Raw genomic sequence first — 18,599 nt, 5'->3', positions numbered from 1 at the left:
TCCCTAACCGTCGGTGCGGGCCGCCGCTTCTGTCACCGCCTCGACCAGCAGGGCGCGCTCCCTGTCCGTCTGGTCCCCGTCCGCGAACCGGTCGCGGAGGTAGGCGAACGCCAGGCCCTGGCCCGGGCTCGCGAAGGCGAGGGCGCCGGCCGCTCCCCCGTGGCCGAAGGCGTCCGGGGGCGCGGCGGGGTAGCGCTGGTGGAAGACCTGGAACCCCAGGGCGAAACGGGACTCGCCGCCGCCCACCAGGTCGATGCCCTCGGAGTGGACCTGGCTGAAGGCGGTGACGGTACCGGGGGTGAGCAGCGCGGGCCTGTCGTCCAGGCCGCCGATGACGGCCGCGTAGGCGCCGGCCACGCCCCGGGCGGAGGCCACCCCGCCCGCCGACGCCTGCCCCAGCTCCCTGACGCGCCGCGTGTTGGGGAAGACCGACAGGTCCGGCATGTGCTCGGTGCTGAAGGCTATGGCCACCAGCTTGTCCTCGGCCGGCGGGACCTGGCCCGGATCGGTGACTTCGGGCTGTACGGGCAGGTAGCGGGGCTCCAGTTCCTCGGGCAGCCCCAGGTAGAAGTCGACACCGTACGGGCGGCGTACGCGCTGCTCCCACCAGTCGTGGAGGGTGCGTCCGGTGGCCCGGTACACGACCTCCCCGGTGAGGGCGGCGATGACGAGGCCGTGGTAGCCGAAGGCCGTGCCGGGCTCCCAGTAGGGGGCCTGTGCGGCGAGCCGCTCGGCCATCAGGCGGTCGTCGGCCAGTTCCTCGACGGTGAACACCTCGTCGACGCCGATCACCCCGGCCTGGTGGGCCAGGAGTTGCCGCAGGGTGACGCGCTCCTTGCCGGCCTGTGCGAACTCCGGCCAGTAGGAGGCCACTTCGCGGTCCAGGTCGAGTACGCCGTCCTGGACGAGCAGGGCCACGACGATGTGGGCCGCGCCCTTGCTCACCGAGAACACGCCGGTCATGGTGTCCCCGTCCACCCCCGGCCCGGACCAGAGGTCCACCAGGCGTGTGCCGTTGCGGTACACCGCCAACTGCAGCCCGGTGGGCTGTGGTTGCTGCCGGGTCAGTTGCGTGAAGACCTCACGGACCCCTTCGAATCCGGTGTGTACGTCTCCGTGTACGGCCTGCTCCCGTGTGCCGGTCCCGTCGCCGCTCGTCAGCATGGCTCTCCTCGTCGTTCCGGGTGGTGCGCGGTCGGTGGTGTGCGGTCGGTGGTCCCGCCCGAACGGCCTCGGTCTCGACGCCTCGGCCCCGGTCGATGATTCTGCCTGGACCGGCCTTCGGGTGCCGGACGATCTCACCCGGGACGGCGGGCCCGGGGCGCGGTCGCGGAAGTGCCGGGAAAAGCTGTCCGGGCGTACCGCTCAGGAGCCCCTGTGAAGCCTCCGGCGGGCTGCCGGGGGCTGTTCCGTCCCGGGCGCGGCCCCTCGGGCCCGCCTTGGTCGCGGCAGGCTCTCAGCGGCCCCGGAAGAGCTTCGCGATACGGCTCTGACCTGCGATGATGTCTCGTTTCTCGCTAGAATTCCGGTCTGACGAAGGGGGCTTGGGATGGACCGGAACGTGCGCTCGGTCGAGGATCTGCTGCGGCTCATGGACGACCTGTTCGCGCCGGACGCGGACCGGTGGACGAAGGGCGGGGCCGACTGGTGGGACGGGTTCTACGAGGACCGGTCGAAGCCGGTGCCGTTCTTCGCGGCGAAGCCCGACGAGACACTCGTGTCGTATGTGGAACGCGGGCTGGTCACCCCGGGGCGGGCGCTCGATCTGGGCTGCGGGCCGGGGCGCAACGCGCTGTATCTCGCGTCGCTCGGCTACGAGGTGGACGCGGTCGATCTGTCGCCCGGGGCTGTCGCCTGGGCAGAGGAGCGGGCCCGGGAGGCGGGTGCGGACATCCGGTTCCACTGCGGGGACGCCTTCGCCGAGGGGGCGCCGGCCGGGCCGTACGACCTGATCCATGACTCGGGGTGCTTCCACCATCTGCCGCCGCACCGGCGGATCACCTATCTCGCCTATGTGGAGCGGGCCTTGGCGCCCGGTGGACATCTGTCGTTGGGTGCCTTCGCCTCCGGGGCGATGGGGTCGGAGCTGTCGGACGTGGAGCTGTACCGGACGGCCCGGCTCCACGGCGGTGTGGCGTACACGGCCGAGTCGTTGCGCTGGATCTTCGGCGGGCCGCAGGGTCTGGAGGAGGTGGAGCTGCGCAGGATGCGGGACGAACCTGCCGACTCCCCCTGGTTCGGCGAGGACTTCATGTGGGCGGCGCTGTTCCGCAGGCGTGCGGACGGCACCGTCGGCCTCGGCTGACAGCCGGGCGGTCGGCCGGGCGGTCGGGCGGTCGGGCGGTCGGGCGGTCGGGCGGTCGGGCGGTCGGGCGGTCGGGCGGTCAGGCGGTCAGGCGGTCAGGCAGTCAGGCAGTCAGGCAGTCAGGCAGTCAGGCGGTCAGGCGGTCAGGCGGTCAGTCTCTCCCGGCTGTCGGTCTCTCCCGGCTGTCGGTGCCCGGACATAGGGTCCCCGGCATGAGAGCGATGACAGGCTGGACGGACCACGCGTTCCCCGGGCACGAGATGAACATCGTCTTCGCCCGGGGGCTGCCTCCCGGCGCGCTCACGGAGCGGTTGCGCAGCCGACTGCGCGAGCCCCTCGCCGACGGTGAGGCGAGGGGCTGGTCCTGGGCCGTGCACGACATGCTCGACGACGAAGCCGGTGACTACGGCCTGGTCGACTACACCGGCATCTGCCGGGACGGCGGGGAGATCGCCGTCTTCGTGACCGAGCCGTGCAGCCCGAAGGCGCACGGTCCGGACTTCTCGTACTTCCGTGACGGCTGGCTGGTCCTCGGCTTCAGCTTCGAGGACGTGGGGTCCCGGGTGGGTGAGAATCCGGATCATCTCTCCGCCGAGCTGCTGGCCGCGAATCTGATAGGCCCCGGCGCCTCCTGCGAGGAGGGGGAGAGCGGCGGCCACGACTGCTTCGACCACGCGGACGACGACGAGGACCGTCTCGTACGGACGATCGCGGACCACTTCCTGCTGCCCTCTCCCCCCTTGTCGGCGGAGGTGGTAGCGGAATGATCCGGCTCCCCCCGAGCACGTACGCCACCTTCTGCAAGGGCATGAGCCTGCCCACGCTGTCCGCCGTCTTCGCCGAGGCCGGGCATCCCGTGTCCGCCGGCGGCCGGTCGTCCGGCTGGACATGGGTCACCCACGACGCGGGTCCGGGCCCGGGCTCCGACCCGGACGGGTTCTCCGTCGTGGCTCTGGCGACCTACGTCACCGGCTTCCGCTACGCGGACCGCGCGGACCTCTCCGAGCCGGTGGAGACCGTATTCCTGGCCTCCACGCCCGCCTGCGCGTGCGCGCACGGGCAGAACTACATGGTTCCGCACTGTGACGCCCACCCGTTCCAGTTCGTCCACAGCCGGGGCGGGTTCGAGCAGACGTACTTCAACATGGGCGGCCGCCGCGAATCACGGCGGAGCGGGGACCTGTTGGTACGTGAGCTGCTCGATGCCGGAATCGTCGGCCGGGACACACCGGCGTACGAAGCCGACCCCGGGTTCAACGCCGACGGAGCGCTCACCCTCCGGATCATCGCCGACCACTTCCGGCTGCCCTCACCGCCGCTGCTCGTGTGAGCCCGGCCCCGCCCCTCACCGCCCGCCCCGCTCGGCCCGTCCTGCCCGCCCGGCGCCTTCGGCGTGGTCGCCCGCCGCTCCTGTCAGTCGAGCATCGCCGTGGCCTCCACTTCGACCAGGTGCTCGGGGACGTCCAGGGCCGCGACGCCCAGGAGGGTGGCCGGCGGCAGCAGCGGGGACCGCCCCAGCCTCGCTGCGGCACGGGCGATGCCCTCCATGAGCCGGGGCATCTTGTCCGGCGTCCAGTCGACGACGTAGACGGTCAGCCGCGCGAGGTCGTCGGGGGTGCCGCCGACCCCGGCCAGGGCGGTGGCGACGTTGAGGTAACACTGCTCGACCTGGGCGGCCAGGTCGTCCACGCCGACCGTGGCCCCGTCGGCGCCCCAGGCGACCTGGCCGGCGATGTGCACCAGCTTCGAGCCGGTCGCGACGGACACTTGCCGGTAGATGCCGGTCGCGGGCAGTCCGGGCGGGTCCACCAGGGTGACGGCCATGTCGTTCACTCTCCTTGCCAGCATGCTCGGCATGCGTCCGGACACGAGCCCTGAGGGCTCGCGTTCGCTCTCTTGTGGTTACTCGGAAACCGTAGGAGAGTGTGCGCTGACATGGAAGAACGCACTTTTAAGTGACTGGGTGACATCGAAGTGACCAAGCAATTCACCGGTACGCCCGAGGAACAGGCCGACCTGAGGCGCGCGGACTCGCTGGCGCGGGAGATCTTCTCGGACGTCGCCAACAAGTGGGCGCTGCTGATCATCGAGGCGCTGGGGGACCGCACCCTGCGCTTCAGCGAGGTGCGCGGTGAGGTCGAGGGCATCAGCCACAAGATGCTCACCCAGAACCTGCGCATGCTGGAGCGCAACGGCCTGGTGGAGCGGACCGTGTATCCCACGGTTCCGCCGAAGGTCGAGTACACCCTGACCGGGCCGGGGCGAGCGCTGCGGAAGACGGTCGACGTCATGTGCGAGTGGACCCATCGGAACCTCGGCCACATCGAGGCCGCCCGGCGCGGTTTCGACGGCGCCGGCTGACCGGCGGCAGCCGGCCGGCGCCGCTGCCGTCCCTGGAGTTCCTGAATCTCTTGAAGCTCCTGGAGACCCAGGGGCGCCGGGTCAGGGCGAAGGCCACGGCCCCGGGCGGAGGCGGCGGGCCCGGACAGCGGAATGGGGCCCGGCCGTCAGGCCGGACCCCCCTCGCTTTCCCCTCCCGTCGGGTCTTCCCGTTCCCCCCGGACCCCTCCCCGGAAGTCCCGACGCAACATACGACCGGGGAAGGTACGCAAAGGTTGCACGCCTTTGCGATCTCTTTGCATTCGCCGGTGCGACCGGCTCCCAGCAGGCGCGTTCCAGCTTCTCAGCAGGCTCGTTCCGGCTTTCTCAGCAGGCGCGTTCCGGCCCTTTCAGCAGGTGCGGTACGGCTCTCTCAGCAGGCGTGTTCCAGGTACCGGGCGGCCACCTCGGCCACCACGTCGCCGCCGTCCCGCGCCCAGAGTCCCTCGTTGAAGATCTCCACCTCGATCGGACCGTCGAAGCCCGTCGCCTCGACGTGCCGCCGGATGGCCCGGAAGTCCACGCTCCCGTCACCCAGCTGTCCCCGGCCCACCAGGACGCCCGCCGGGAGCGGGGTGATCCAGTCGGCGAGCTGGAAGGAGTGGATCCGGCCGGCCGCCCCGGCCCGGGCGATCTGCTCGGGCGCCCGGTCGTCCCACCAGACGTGGTAGGTGTCGACGACCACGCCGACCTGCTCGGCCGGGAAACGTTCCGCGATGTCCAGGGCCTGGGACAGGGTGGAGACCACGCAGCGGTCCGAGGCGAACATCGGGTGCAGCGGTTCGATCGCGAGGCGGACACCGCGCTCGGCCGCGTACGGGGCGAGTTCGGCCAGGGCGTCCGCGATGCGCTCACGGGCACCGTAGAGGTCCTTGTCGCCCTCGGGGAGCCCGCCGGAGACCAGGACCAGGGTGTCGGTGTTCACGCCCACCGCCTCGTCGACGGCCGCCCGGTTGTCGTCCAGCGCGCGGGCGCGTCCGGCGGGGTCGCTCGCGGTGAGGAAGCCGCCCCGACAGAGGCTGGTGACGGTGAGGCCGGTGTCCTTCATCAGCTGCCCGGCGCGTTCGACGCCGTACTCCTGCACGGGGGCCCGCCACAGGCCGACCTGGGAGAGACCGGCCTTCGCGCACCCTTCGGCGAGCTGGGGCAGGGACCACTGGCGCACGGTCTCCTGGTTGACCGACAGCCGGGAGAGGCCGGATGCCTCGGTGCTCATCGTGCTCCTCCGTGGACGGCCAGCAGTCCGCGCATACGGGCTTCGGCCAGTTCGGGGTCGGGGAACAGGCCGAGCCGGTCGGCCAGTTCGTATGCCTTCGCCAGATGCGGCAGGGACCGGGCGGACTGGAGGCCGCCGACCATCGTGAAGTGGTCCTGGTGCCCGGAGAGCCAGGCCAGGAAGACCACCCCGGTCTTGTAGAAGCGGGTGGGCGCCTGGAAGAGGTGCCGGGACAGCTCGACCGTGGGGTCGAGGAGGGCCCGGAAACCCGCCACGTCACCGGTGTCCAGGACACGGACCGCGTGGGCGGCGAGCGGCCCCAGCGGGTCGAAGATGCCGAGCAGTGCGTGGCTGAAGCCCCGGTCGTCCCCCGCGATCAGCTCGGGGTAGTTGAAGTCGTCGCCGGTGTAGCAGCGGACCCCGCTCGGGAGGCGGCGGCGGACGTCGATCTCGCGTTCGGCGTCCAGGAGCGACATCTTGATGCCGTCGACCTTGTCCGGGTGTTCCGCGACGACCTTCAGGAAGGTGTCGGTGGCGGCGTCGAGGCCGGCGGAGCCCCAGTACCCCTCCAGGGCGGGGTCGAACATCGGGCCGAGCCAGTGCAGGACGACGGGTTCGGCGGCCTGGCGCAGGAGGTGGGCGTAGGTCTCCAGGTAGTCCTCGGGGCCGCGCGCCACCGCGGCCAGGGCGCGGGAGGCCATCAGGATGGCCTGGGCGCCGCTCTCCTCGACGACGGCGAGCTGTTCCTCGTACGCCGCGCGCACGTCGGCCAGGGTGGCGGGGCCGGTGAGCTGGTCGGTGCCGACACCGCAGGCGATGCGTCCGCCGACGGCCTTCGCCTCGGCGCCGGAGCGGCGGATCAGTTCGGCGGCGCCGGCCCAGTCGAGGCCCATGCCTCGCTGGGCGGTGTCCATGGCCTCGGCGACCCCGAGCCCGTGCGACCACAGGTGGCGGCGGAAGGCGAGGGTGGCGTCCCAGTCGACGGCGGCGGGGTCGTCCGGGCTGATGTCGGCGTAGGGGTCGGCGACGACGTGGGCGGCGGAGAAAACCGTACGGGAGGCGAGCCCCGTGCCGTCCGGGGTGAGGTCGAGCGGTGTGGTGCGCGGCTCGTACGGCCCCTGCGGGAGGTGGATGGTCATGCGGTCGGCCCCCGTCCGGTGTCGGTGGTGCGGTTCGTCGCGCGTCCGGCACCGGGGGTGCGGACCGTCGCGTGCGTCGTGGTGCGGTCCGTCGCGCGTGCCGTGGTGCGGTCCGTCGCGCGTGCCGTGGTGCGGTCGGTCACGGCGTCAGCTCCCGTAGCAGGAGGAGGAGGCGGCGGGCCGGGTGGTCAGGCGGCGTGTCACAGCGACAGCTCCGGTACGTCGAAACGCCGGCCCTCGGCCGCGGACTTGAGGCCGAGCTCGGCCAGCTGGACGCCCCGGGCGCCGGCCATCAGGTCCCAGGTGTAGGGCTCGTCCAGGACGATGTGGCGCAGGAAGAGCTCCCACTGGGCCTTGAAGCCGTTGTCGAAGACGGCGTTGTCGGGGACTTCCTGCCACTGGTCGCGGAAGGACTCGGTGACCGGGAGGTCCGGGTTCCAGACCGGCTTCGGGGTGGCGGAGCGGTGCTGGACACGGCAGTTGCGCAGCCCGGCGACGGCGGAGCCGTGGGTGCCGTCGACCTGGAACTCGACCAGCTCGTCGCGGTTGACGCGGACCGCCCAGGAGGAGTTGATCTGGGCGACGGCGCCGCCGGCCAGCTGGAAGGTGCCGTAGGCGGCGTCGTCGGCGGTGGCGGTGTAGGGCTTGCCCTGTTCGTCCCAGCGCTGCGGGATGTGCGTCTGGACGTGCGCGGAGACGCTGGTGACCTGGCCGAACAGCTCGTGCAGGACGTACTCCCAGTGCGGGAACATGTCGACGACGATGCCGCCGCCGTCCTCCGCGCGGTAGTTCCAGGACGGCCGCTGGGCCTCCTGCCAGTCGCCCTCGAAGACCCAGTAGCCGAACTCGCCGCGCACGGAGAGGATCTCGCCGAAGAAGCCGCCGTCGATGAGGCGCTTCAGCTTCAGCAGGCCGGGGAGGAAGATCTTGTCCTGGACGACTCCGTGCTTGATGCCGGCGTCCCGCGCGAGCCGGGCGAGTTCGAGGGCGCCCTCGACGTCGGTGGCGGTGGGCTTCTCGGTGTAGATGTGCTTGCCGGCCGCGATGGCCTTCTTGATCGCGTCGACGCGGGCCGAGGTGACCTGGGCGTCGAAGTAGATGTCGATGGTCTCGTCGGCGAGCACCGCGTCCAGGTCGGTGGACCACTCGGTCAGGCCGTGCTGCTCGGCGAGTGCCTGGAGCGCGTGGGCGCGCCGGCCGACGAGCACGGGCTCGGGCCACAGCACCTCGCCGCCGCCGAGGTCGAGGCCGCCCTGCTCGCGGATCGCGAGGATCGAGCGCACCAGGTGCTGCCGGTATCCCATGCGTCCCGTGACGCCGTTCATGGCGATGCGCACTGTCCTGCGTGTCACGAAAGTTCCCTCCATACAGCCGTAGCAAGCGCTTTCTATGCGGTATGACGCTAGCCTGCCGACAGCGGCCCGGACAAGGGGGGCCGCTCCACAACTCCTCGGAGGAGAGCGATGACAGTCACGCTGGCGGACGTGGCGGCCCGCGCCCGGGTCTCCCCGGCCACGGTGTCCCGCGTGCTGAACGGCAACTACCCGGTGGCCACGTCCACCCGCGACCGGGTACTACGCGCGGTGAACGATCTGGACTACGTCCTCAACGGCCCGGCCAGCTCCCTCGCGGCGGCCACGTCCGACCTGGTGGGGATCCTCGTCAACGACATCGCCGACCCCTTCTTCGGGATCATGGCCGGGGCGGCGCAGAGCCAGATCGGCGGCCCGGGTGACGGATCGGGCCGGGCGGGCGGCGAGAAGCTGGCCGTGGTCTGCAACACCGGCGGCTCCCCCGAGCGTGAACTCACCTATCTCACCCTGCTCCAGCGGCAGCGCGCCGCCGCCGTCGTCCTCACCGGCGGCGCGGTCGAGGACCCCGCCCACCAGGCGGCGATGGCCGCGAAGCTGGCGAAACTGGCCGACGCCGGGACCACCGTCGTCTTCTGCGGCCGCCCCCCGCTGCCCGACTCGGACGCCGTCCTCGCCGCGCTGGCCTTCGACAACCGGGGCGGCGCACGGGCGCTGACGGAGCATCTGCTGGAGCTCGGCCACCGCCGGATCGGTTACGTCGCCGGGCCGCTGGAACGCACCACGACCCGGCACCGGCTGGAGGGCCACCGTGAAGCGATGCGGGCCGCCGGTCTGGACGGGGACCAGGACCGCCTCACCGTGCACGGCTGGTACGACCGCGCCTCCGGTTACGACGCGACCCGCGAACTCCTGTCCCGGGAGGGGGAGGTGACGGCGGTGGTCGCGGCCAACGACACGGTGGCGCTGGGTGCCTGCGCGGCGATCCGGGACCACGGGCTGCGTATCCCCGAGGACATCTCGGTGGCGGGCTTCGACGACCTGCCGTTCTCCGTGGACGCGGTGCCCGCGCTGACGACCGTACGGCTGCCGCTGGCCGAGGCGGGCGCGCAGGCGGGCCGCCTGGCGATGGGCAAGGAGAAGCCCCCGGCCGGCGGCATCCTGACGATCGAGGCGGAGCTGATGGTGCGGGGGTCGACGGCCGCACCGCGCGGCTGAGCCTGCGGGGGCGGGCCCGGCTGCCGGAACGGGGCGGGGGCCGGGCGGCCCCCGGTACCGCGGCGGCACCGAGGCCCGCCCGCGGGATCGGGTCCGAAGCGCGGCGTCAGCGGCGGTCCCTGAGGAAGTCACGTGCCCGTTCGTCGATTTCGGCTGCGCACCGCAGGCCGCGCGCACGGAAGCTGGACAGGTCGCGGCGCATATTGCCCACGGCCTTACGGGTGCGGCTCGACCGCACGCCCTCCATGTGGTCGATGGCCCGGCCCCAGGTGGTGCATGCCTGCTCGATGTTGCCGCCGGCGGCCTGCATCTCGGCCTGTGCGACCAGATCCAGGGCGACGATCCGTGCATAGGTATCCGGCAGGCGGCTCGCTGCCGCCGCCCCGTACATCGCCGCGGCCCGACGCCGGTCGCCGAGCGTCTCGAAGACCTTGGCGGTCCGGCTGCGGACAGTGGCCGCGGGCGGCCCCCACGACAGGGCCCAGAACGGTACGTCGTCACCTTTCGCCGAACTCAGGGCGGTGCGGGCCCGCTCGACCTCCTGCACGGCTTTCCGCCGTCGGCCCGCCTTGGCGAGGGCGTGCGCGTGGGTGACGGCGAACAGCGCCTCGGTCTGGGCGTCCACCCGCCCATGCACCTTGTCGACGGCGCTCTCGGCCAGCGCCAGGCAGTGCTCGGGGCGGTGCACCTTCATGCCCTGCTGGGACATGGTTCTCATGACGAACGCGTCATGCCCGGGGACACCGGACTCCCGCGCCAACGCAAATGACTGCAAGTAGTACCTCTGGGCGAGGCCCTGTTCTCCGCCGTCATACGCCCGCCAGCCGGCCTGGTGGACACCGACGGCGGCCACGGAAAGCATGTGACGGTGGTCGGCCTCGGAGCCGAACCGGCCTCGGCACAGGGCTGCGACATCCGACATCAGGTACTGCACGAGAGCGGAGCGGCCGTGCTGGCCGCCGTGGCGTTCGTCCATCACCGCGAACATCGCGATCATGTCGCGTACCGCTGTGACGTCCGCCGGCCCGACCCGGGCGCCGGTGCGGGCTTTCCCCGCGCGGGAGGCGATGTCAGCGACGTATTCCAGCGGCAGCACGGCGGCCGCGGCCGAGTACGCGGCTCCGGACAGAAATCCCCGTCGGTTCAAATCGCCCCTCCAGATCGGTATCAGAGTCTCCAGCGGATCCGCTCCGAGGGACAGACCGATGCCGCCATCCTCACCCTTTCTCATGCCCATGGCATCGAGATGCCCCTCACCGAGACCGTCGCCTCACTGCTGCGCGGGGCACTCACCCTGGATGAGGCCACTGCCGCGCTCATGCAGCGGCCCACCAGGTCCGAGCGCTGACCGCCGCACCGCCCCTTCCCTGCCCGCAGGCCGATCTGCCATGCCCTCATCACCCGTCGTCGCCGAACTCGGCCTGACTGTCGCTCTGGCCGCCTGGATGGGCGTCGGCTTCACCCGCCGCCCCGGCCGCTGCTTCCGGCGGTCTCTGCCTCACGCAGTTCGTCCACACCGATGTCCACGTCAAGAACGGCCTCGCTCATCGGCACCAGTTCGCGATCCCCGGACTCGTCCAGCAACGCCCCGGCAACCTGACCGCCCGCGACCTCCGGTTCTGGCGCGCGCTGTCCGTCACCGTCATCGTGGTGGAACTCGCGCTGCCTGCCGGACTGCTCCTTCCCGAGACCTTGCCCTGCGCCGCAGCCACCGGCATCGCCACCCACACGGCGTTCCTCTGCCTCAAGCCGGTCCAGCTCGTCGCCTTCTCCGGACTGGCCACCGCGAGCTACCTCGCATTCGTACCCTGATCCCGGCTGCCCGGGGGCCGGGCGCCCCTTGCCCAGCCACCTGGGCGCGCATACCGGAAGAGCCCCGTGGCACTGCTGTCACGAGAGTGCCCGGCACACCCCCGCCCCCAGGAGGGCAGGGTCTCGGGGCGGGAGCGCCGAAAGATGGGGGCCGCTCCCCCATGTGCCGTACGGGGGCCGCCCCCAGGATGGGACGCGGCAGACCGGCTGAGGTCTTTCCGGAGCGGGGAGGTGCGCGGGGTGACGGAGCGGAGAACGACTGACCTGGAGGGACCGGCCTCGGCGCGGTCCGGCTCCCGGGCCGCTGCGGCCCGCGGCCCCGCCGAGCCCGCCGGGCCCGGCACCCCGGAACACTCCCGGATGCCCGACACGGTGGCGTCCCCCGGTCTTCGGGCCCAGTCGGCCGGTGACCCGTGGTGGCTGCCCGGCGTGCTCGACGGGCGGCCCGGACGGGAGCCCGACTGGGCGGCCTTCGTCCGGCAGGCCGTGGCGGACGCTCCGGACGAGGCGCGGGTCACCGGCCGGGACCATCCCGGCACGACCGGCTTCGAGACGGTCGTGATGCCGTTCGCCGTCCGGGCCGCACGGTCGGTGGGCGTCCGGGCGGGGGCGGGGGAACCGGCGAGGACGGGAGACCTGGCGGGAACGGGCGGCGGGCCGTGGGCCGCCGGGTGCCCGGCCCCGGTGCTGGAGGGCTTCCGACGGGACGTGGCACGCCGGCTGGCCGGGCTCGCTGCCCGGACCCTGGTGCTGGAACTGCACCAGGCGCGTCAGGAGGGCCGGCTGAGGGGCGAGGGGACCCGCGAGCGTTTCCGGGACTTCCTCCGCACCACGGGGGGCCGGGCCGGGCTCACCTCCCTGGTCGCCCGGTATCCGGTGCTCGCCAGGGTGCTGGCCTGTGCCGCCATGAACGCGGCTGACGCCTTCGGTGAGATGCTCGGCAGGCTCTCGGCCGACCGGGAGTCCCTGGCCGCCTCCGGGCTGCTCGGTGAAGCGGGCGCCGGGGTGCCCGCGGGCCACGGTCCGGAGCATCTGGTGCGGGTCACGTCCGGCGCCGGTGACACCCACCGGGGCGGCCGTTCGGTGATGCTGCTGCGGTTCGCGGACGGTACCCGCCTGGTCCACAAGCCGCGCCCGCTCGCCCTGCACCGGCACTTCGGCACGCTGGTCGACTGGTTCAACTCCCTTGCCGGTACGCCGGACCTGCGTATCCCACGGGTCCTGGACCGAGGGGAGTACGGCTGGGCCGAGTTCGTCGAGGAGGCGCCCTGCGGCTCGGCCGACGACACCGCGCACTTCTACCGGCGCCTCGGCGCGCTGCTCGGGCTGCTGCACGTACTAGACGGGACCGACCTGCACCACGAGAACCTGATCGCCCACGGCCCCTATCCGGTCCTGGTCGATGTGGAGACCTTGTTCCACCCCCCGTCGGCAGCGACGCGCTCCGACGACCCGGCCGCCCGTGCCCTGCACGCCTCGGTCCACCGGGTCGGGCTGCTGCCGCAGTTGCTGGTGGGTGACACCAGCGCACTGGACGTGTCCGCCGTCGGCGGGGGCGCGGCCGCCCGCTCGCCGCTGGAGACGGCCTGCTGGGCGGACGCGGGAACCGACACCATGCGCCTGGTACGCGGCACAGGGCGCTTCACCGAGTCAGCCAACCGGCCCCGGGTCGAGGGGAGTCCGGTGGACCCCTTCGTGTTCACCGACGCACTGTGCGACGGGTTCCGCGCCGCGTACACCGCGATCGGTGAGGCGCGTGACGAACTGCTGGGCCCGAACGGCCTGCTGAGGCTGTTCGCCGAGGACGAGATCCGCTTCGTGGCCCGTCCGACCTGGGCGTACGCCACGCTGCTCCACGAGTCGACGCACCCCGACCTGATGCGGGACGCGGCCGAGCGGCAGCAGGTGTTCGGGCTGCTGCGCACCGGGGGGCTGGGCACACCGGCGCTGCCCGGCCTGGAGGACGAGGAGATCGCGGAGCTGTGGCGGGGGGACGTGCCCGTCTTCACCACCCGGCCGGGGACCACCCGGCTGTGGAGCGGCAGCGGGCGCGAGGTACCGGGCTTCGGGGGCCATGCTCCGGGGTCCCCGGGCTCCGCCCCCGGACACGGGATGCGGGCGAACGGGCCTGATGCGTCAGGCGGTTCACCGTCTCCCTCCGACGCGGCCACCGGTCTCGCCCGGGTGGAGGCGAAGGTACGCGCCCTGGACACGGTCGACCGGCAGGACCAGGAGCGGATCATCCGTACCGCGATGGTGAGCACCTCGACCGAGCCGCCGCACCGCACCGGAGCGGGCCCGGCGGGACGGCGTACGGGGGCCACCGCACCGGAGCCGGAACATCTGCTCTCGGCCGCGCGTTCGGTGGGCGACCAGCTGGTGTCGCTCGCCTACCGCGACGCGGGCCGGGCCAACTGGATCGGTCTGGAGCTCCTCGGTGAACGCTACTGGCGGCTCGCGCCGTTGGCGGCCGACCTGGGTTCCGGCTACACCGGCCCCGCTCTCTTCCTGGCCCAGCTGGCGTCCCTGACCGGGGCGGCCAGGTATGCCGAGGCGGCCCGTGCCGCTCTGGCCCCCGTGCCCGGCCTGCTGGACGCCCTGCACCACCGGGTGGACGATCTCGGGCTGCTCGGCTCCGGCGCGTACGCCGGTCTCGGCGGCATCGCCTACGCCCTGACGGAGGTGGGCACCCTGCTGGACGACCGCCAGGTCCGGGACTGGGCGGGGCCTGCCACCCGGCTGTGCTGCGCGGCCGGTTCGGCCGAGGAAGGGCTCGGGATACGGGGCGGGGCGGCGGGCGGACTGGTCTCGCTGCTGGCGGTGCACCGGACGACCGGAAGGCCGGAGGCATGGCGGGGGGCCGAGCGATGCGCCGAGCGGCTCGTCACGGCACCGCTGCCGGCGGGCGGGGGGTTCGCCGACGGTGCGGCGGGCATCGGCTGGGCGCTGCTGCGGTTCGCCGAGGCGGGTGGCGGGCCACGGCACCGCGCCGCCGGGCTGCGGGCCCTGCGCCGGGCGACCCGGGACTCCGGGCAGGGGCAGGGGTGGTGCGAGGGCACGGCGGGCATCGCTCTCGCGGTGGCCGACAGCGCCCAGGCACTGTCCGAACCCGACCTGTCCACCTGGCTGGCGGCCCGTTCCGGTGAGCCGGCCGTGGTCCGCCCGACCGCGGACGACAGCCTCTGCCACGGCGAACCGGGCGTACTGGAGCTGCTGGGCCACAGCGCCCTCCCCCGGGCCCGCCCCCACTGGCTGCGCCGTACCGGCGCCTTGCTCGCCGCCGCCGACCGGGCCGAGGCGCTCTGCGGGACGCCCGGCCGGACACCGCACCCGGGGCTGCTCACCGGGCTGTCGGGAATCGGACACGGGCTGCTGCGGGCGGGGTTCCCCGACCACATCGGCTCCGTGCTGCTGATGCGCGGCTCCACCCGGGCGCCCACCGGCGCACACCCGTCCCGGCCGCCTTTCTCCCTGTCGGCCGAGGACCGCTGAACCGGAACGGCCACCGGTACCCCTTCCCGACGGGGGGCCGGTCCCGGTCCGTGTCCCCGGGAACCGCACCACGCGAAATCCCGAAAACCGCACCGCACGAAGACCGCAGAGCACGCGAAGACCACACCGCACCGCACTGCACCGCACCGCACCGCACGAAGATCGCTGGACCCCACCACTGGACCACACACCGAGTGAGGCAGAGATGACCCAGATCAGCGAGACCGGCCTGTACGCGAACGCCGCCGCGGCACCGGAGATCTCCTCCGAGCACCCGGCGGGGCGGGTCACACTCGGTTCCGCCGGTGCCCTGGGCCTGCGCGGCCGGCTGCTCAGCCTGGCGGACGGCGACGCGGGCCACGACCCCGACCTGCCGCTGACCACCTTCACCATCGTGCTCTGACCCGCTCCCGGTCGCGGGAACCCGGTCACCGGCGGTGGACACCGCCCGGAGGCCGGGTTCCCGCGGATGGATCTACTGCGGGAACGTGACAGCCGGTTGCTGAGCGGCCTCCCGCAAGGACCGTCCGCTCCCATGTGACCGGTAGCCGTTGGCCGTTGGCTGCTCCCGCCGCTTCGGAACCAAGGGGCCTCGACCGAGGGCCTCATGGGAGCCCCGGACGGAAGAGGCACCCGGATCGCGGTGTCCGGCCTCCCTCCCGTCCGGGGCTCCCGGGGCTGTCCCGCCCGGGTCGGCCCCGCCGCCGTGAGGACCTCCCGGCCCACTGCCGCCCGGTGTCCGGCTGAAGTAGCCTGCGGCCATGCGAGCCACTTCCCCGGTCACCGTCGGCAGGGACGACGAGATCGGTCTCCTGACCGGTGCCCTGGACGCCGCGCGACGACGCTCGGGGAGCGCGGTCTTCCTCCTCGGTGAGGCGGGGATCGGCAAGTCCCGGCTGGCGGGTGAATGCGCCTACCGGGCTTACGGATCGGGCATGCCGGTGCTGCGCGGACGCGCGGGTTCCACCGGTCTCGTCGTACCTTTCCGTCCGCTGGTGGAGGCCCTCTCGTCGCACGTCCGGGCGGCGGGCATCCCCACCGATCCGGAACTGGTCCCGTACCACCCGGCGTTGGCCAGGCTGGTGCCGGAGTTACGGAGCGGGTCCTCGTCGGGTTACACGGAGACCGTGGTCGAACTGGCCGAGGCACTGCTGCGGCTGCTGTCGCTGCTGGGCCGGGACCGCGGCTGCGTGATCCTGCTGGAGGACCTGCACGACTGCGACACGGAGACCCTCGCGGTCGTCGAGTACGTCGTGGACAACCTGGAGGGCCTGCCGGTCCTGCTGCTGGGCACCCTGCGTCCCGAGCCGGGGACCGCGCTGGACCTCGTACGCTCCGCGGAACAGCGGCACACCGCGGCCCTGCGCGAGCTGGCCCCGCTGGACGACGGCCAGGTGCGGACGCTCGTCGGGGCCTGCCTCCAGGCGCCACCCGAGCGGATACCGGCGGCGGTGGGGCGACGCCTGGCCGAACGGGCCGCGGGCAACCCCTACCTGGTCGAGGTGCTGCTCGCCGATCTGCTCGACACAGGACGTCTCAGACGCACCGAAGACGGCTGGGAGGCCACGGACCAGCCGGACGGCGCCCTCCCCTCCCGCTTCCTCCAGGGCTGGGCCCGCAGGCTCGACCGGCTGGACGAGCCGGTACGGGACCTGCTGCTGACGGCGGCGACGCTGGGCAGCGAATTCTCCGTGACGGTGCTCCAGACGGTGACCGGTCTGGAGGACCGGGCGCTCTTCACCCATCTGCGGTCCGCCGTGGAGACGGGGGTGATCGCCCCTGACGGTGCGGCCCCCGACCGTTACGCCTTCCGGCACACGCTGACCGCTGAGGCGCTGGTCTCCTCGCTCGTGCCCGCGGAACGCGCGGCGCTGGCCCGGCGGGCGGCCGCGGCCGTCGAGTCCTCCGGGGAGCCGCTGGACGAGGACCGCAGGCAGCTCGTCGCGTCCCTCCAGCTCGCGGCCGGCAACAAGGCGGGGGCCGCGCTCCAGTTCGCGGAGGCCGGGCGGCGGATGCTGGCGGCGGGTTCGCACGGGTCGGCCGTGGTGCTGCTGGAACGGGCCCATGCCCTGGCCTCCGACGCCGACCGGGCGGCCGTGGCCGAGTCGCTGGCGGTGGCACGGGCCGAGAGCGGTGACCTGGACGGCGCCCTGGAGCTGATGGACGTACTCCCCCCGGTCCCGGCACGGTCCCCGGCGGCGACACGGCGCGGTGACACCCACGTCAAGATCGCCTGGGTGGCGGTCATGGCGGAGCGCGCCGCCGACACGGCCCGTCAGATCACGGCGGCACGCACCCTGCTGGGCCCGTCCCCCTCACCGGCCCGGCGCGCTTCGCTCACCGTCGTGGACGGGCATCTCTCGCTGCTGCCGGGGGAGGACCGCCCGGAACCGGAGGCCGTCGAACGGGCGGCCCGTGAGGCGGCGGAAACCGCCGAGGCCGAAGGGCTCTGGGTCGTCGCCTGCCAGGCATGGCAGTTACTGGCGCTCCTCTCCCGGGAGAAGGGCTTCGACGCGGCGGACGCCTGCCTGGAACGGATGCTCGCCCTGTCGAGCGAGCACACGCTGCCGCTGTGGCGGGTGGAGGCGCTGGTACGGCTGGGGGCGAACGGCTTCATGCAGACCGGTGACGCGGCCCGGCTGCACGCCGCGCGGGCGGCCGCCACCGAGCTGGGGTCGCTGCTGCTGACCCAGACCATCGACGGGCTGCTCGCGATGAACGCGGTGATGTGCGCCAGATGGGCCGAGGCGGAGGAGACCGTCGAACGGTCGGTGGAGGTCAGCGCCAGGATCGGCAACCTGGCCGCCCACCGCTATCTGCTGCTGGCCCGGGCCACGACGGCCGCCCACCGGGGCCGCCGGCGTGACATGGACCGGGCGCTCGCCGCCTTCCGCCGGGCGGGCGGCGCGCGCTCCCCGCTGGTCCCTCTCCAGCTGGGTTTCTGCGAGGCGATCGGCGCGCTGCTGGAGGAGGACCGCGAGCGGGCCCTCGGGGACCTGGACGCCGCCCTGGAGTGGGAGCGGGACCATCCCAGTTACTACTACCTGAGCGGGCGTTTCGGGCTGCGCACCCTGCTGAGGACGCTGGCGGGCACGGCGGACCGGGAGGAGTACGAGGCGGTGGCCGCGTCGCCGGGCGCCGCCCTGGCGTGGAACCGGCAGTTCCTGGAACTGGCTCTGGCCGTCCTGCTGGGCAGGGCGGGCGACGGCCCCGGGGCCGCCCGCCGGATGTCCGCCTTCGACGTCCGCTCCACGGCCTTCCCGGTGGCCCGCCACCTCGGTCTGCGGCTGGTGGCGGACGCCGCCCTGGCCGACGGGTGGGGGGAACCGGTGGTGTGGCTGCGTACGGCGGAGGAGTACTTCCACGGAGTGGGGGTGCAGCCGGTGGCCGCGGCGTGCCGGGCCACCCTGCGGCAGGCCGGGGTGAGCGTGACGCAGCACCGCGACGGCCGTGACCGGATCCCTTCCCCGTTGCGGACCAGCGGGGTGACACCGCGCGAGTACGAGGTGTTCGTCCTGCTGGCGGAGCGGCCGGGCAACCAGCAGATAGCCCGGCGGCTGTCCATCTCGCCCCGGACGGTGGAGAAGCACCTGGCCAGTCTGCTCAGCAAGACGGGCCGGGTGAACCGGGCGGCCCTGTGCGAGTTCGCCGCGGAGTGCGCCCCCGAGCAGGACTGAGCGACGCGCTCCGTGCGGGCGGGCCCACGGGCCGGACACACCGCACCGCGC

17 protein-coding genes are annotated in these 18,599 nt (G+C 73.1%); 9 read left to right on the top strand and 8 right to left on the bottom strand.

The features are described from left to right. Positions 1–3: 3 nt before the first annotated feature. Complete coding sequence (locus CP967_RS22565) at positions 4–1,164, bottom strand: serine hydrolase domain-containing protein (protein ID WP_150489708.1); 1,161 nt, start codon at positions 1,162–1,164, stop codon at positions 4–6. A 385-nt stretch (positions 1,165–1,549) separates the two neighbouring features. On the opposite strand from CP967_RS22565, the gene CP967_RS22560 reads away from it, so the two are divergent. The 3 genes from CP967_RS22560 to CP967_RS34785 all read left to right on the top strand — a co-directional run bounded on the left by CP967_RS22560 (position 1,550) and on the right by CP967_RS34785 (position 3,635). Beyond that, a complete protein-coding gene (locus tag CP967_RS22560; protein WP_150489707.1) occupies positions 1,550–2,305 on the top strand; it encodes a class I SAM-dependent methyltransferase in 756 nt (251 codons plus the stop codon). A 212-nt stretch (positions 2,306–2,517) separates the two neighbouring features. Continuing rightward, the gene (locus CP967_RS22555; protein ID WP_229888223.1) at positions 2,518–3,072 is read left to right on the top strand and encodes a hypothetical protein; all 555 of its coding nucleotides are present in this window, start codon (positions 2,518–2,520) and stop codon (positions 3,070–3,072) included. Further along, positions 3,069–3,635, top strand: a complete 567-nt coding sequence (locus tag CP967_RS34785; protein WP_150489706.1) for a hypothetical protein — start codon at positions 3,069–3,071, stop codon at positions 3,633–3,635. Before CP967_RS22555 ends, CP967_RS34785 begins: the two co-directional genes overlap by 4 nt. Before the next feature lie 83 nt (positions 3,636–3,718). Here CP967_RS34785 and CP967_RS22545 read toward each other — a convergent pair whose 3' ends face one another. After that, positions 3,719–4,129, bottom strand: coding sequence for a RidA family protein (locus CP967_RS22545; RefSeq protein WP_150489705.1), 411 nt, complete (start codon positions 4,127–4,129; stop codon positions 3,719–3,721). Between the two features lie 150 nt (positions 4,130–4,279). Here CP967_RS22545 and CP967_RS22540 point away from each other — a divergent pair, with 150 nt between their 5' ends. Beyond that, positions 4,280–4,666 carry a winged helix-turn-helix transcriptional regulator gene (locus tag CP967_RS22540; RefSeq protein ID WP_150489704.1) on the top strand — a complete coding sequence of 129 codons (387 nt, stop codon included), beginning with the start codon at positions 4,280–4,282 and terminating at the stop codon, positions 4,664–4,666. Between the two features lie 391 nt (positions 4,667–5,057). Here the strand turns inward: CP967_RS22540 and CP967_RS22535 are convergent, their stop codons facing one another. The 4 genes from CP967_RS22535 to CP967_RS22525 are packed head-to-tail and all read right to left on the bottom strand — an operon-like array spanning position 5,058 to position 8,391. Next, on the bottom strand, positions 5,058–5,900 hold the full coding sequence (locus tag CP967_RS22535; protein WP_150489703.1) for a sugar phosphate isomerase/epimerase family protein: 843 nt from the start codon (positions 5,898–5,900) through the stop codon (positions 5,058–5,060). Beyond that, the gene (locus CP967_RS22530) at positions 5,897–7,039 is read right to left on the bottom strand and encodes a dihydrodipicolinate synthase family protein (protein ID WP_150489702.1); all 1,143 of its coding nucleotides are present in this window, start codon (positions 7,037–7,039) and stop codon (positions 5,897–5,899) included. The genes CP967_RS22535 and CP967_RS22530 overlap by 4 nt, the downstream gene beginning before the upstream one ends. Further along, entirely contained in the window at positions 7,036–7,182 is a 147-nt protein-coding gene (locus tag CP967_RS34110) for a hypothetical protein (protein ID WP_167535421.1), read from the bottom strand. The genes CP967_RS22530 and CP967_RS34110 overlap by 4 nt, the downstream gene beginning before the upstream one ends. Before the next feature lie 57 nt (positions 7,183–7,239). After that, positions 7,240–8,391: a Gfo/Idh/MocA family protein gene (locus CP967_RS22525; protein WP_150489701.1), complete on the bottom strand. Its 1,152-nt coding sequence runs from the start codon at positions 8,389–8,391 to the stop codon at positions 7,240–7,242. A gap of 111 nt (positions 8,392–8,502) precedes the next feature. Between CP967_RS22525 and CP967_RS22520 the strand changes: the two genes are divergently transcribed. Then, a complete protein-coding gene (locus CP967_RS22520) occupies positions 8,503–9,567 on the top strand; it encodes a LacI family DNA-binding transcriptional regulator (protein WP_150489700.1) in 1,065 nt (354 codons plus the stop codon). Between the two features lie 106 nt (positions 9,568–9,673). Here the strand turns inward: CP967_RS22520 and CP967_RS22515 are convergent, their stop codons facing one another. Together CP967_RS22515 and CP967_RS35150 are read right to left on the bottom strand one after the other, a co-directional pair. Then, entirely contained in the window at positions 9,674–10,798 is a 1,125-nt protein-coding gene (locus tag CP967_RS22515) for an NsdA family TPR-like regulatory protein (RefSeq protein WP_483030206.1), read from the bottom strand. Positions 10,799–11,025: 227 nt separating this feature from the next. Continuing rightward, positions 11,026–11,151 (bottom strand): hypothetical protein, encoded by a 126-nt coding sequence (locus CP967_RS35150; protein WP_268253015.1) that lies wholly within the window; start codon positions 11,149–11,151, stop codon positions 11,026–11,028. A gap of 66 nt (positions 11,152–11,217) precedes the next feature. Between CP967_RS35150 and CP967_RS34105 the strand changes: the two genes are divergently transcribed. The 4 genes from CP967_RS34105 (at position 11,218) to CP967_RS22500 (ending at position 18,548) form a co-directional block, all read left to right on the top strand. Further along, complete coding sequence (locus CP967_RS34105) at positions 11,218–11,379, top strand: hypothetical protein (protein ID WP_167535420.1); 162 nt, start codon at positions 11,218–11,220, stop codon at positions 11,377–11,379. Between the two features lie 264 nt (positions 11,380–11,643). After that, entirely contained in the window at positions 11,644–14,871 is a 3,228-nt protein-coding gene (locus CP967_RS22510) for a type 2 lanthipeptide synthetase LanM family protein (protein ID WP_373300339.1), read from the top strand. Positions 14,872–15,076: 205 nt separating this feature from the next. Beyond that, on the top strand, positions 15,077–15,274 hold the full coding sequence (locus CP967_RS22505; RefSeq protein WP_150489697.1) for a hypothetical protein: 198 nt from the start codon (positions 15,077–15,079) through the stop codon (positions 15,272–15,274). A gap of 358 nt (positions 15,275–15,632) precedes the next feature. After that, on the top strand, positions 15,633–18,548 hold the full coding sequence (locus tag CP967_RS22500) for a helix-turn-helix transcriptional regulator (RefSeq protein ID WP_150489696.1): 2,916 nt from the start codon (positions 15,633–15,635) through the stop codon (positions 18,546–18,548). The last annotated feature ends 51 nt before the right edge of the window (positions 18,549–18,599 follow it).

The sequence above is a fragment of the Streptomyces nitrosporeus genome (genome assembly GCF_008704555.1).
Lineage (GTDB): Bacteria > Actinomycetota > Actinomycetes > Streptomycetales > Streptomycetaceae > Streptomyces > Streptomyces nitrosporeus.
This window is presented reverse-complemented; position numbering and strand designations above follow the sequence as displayed.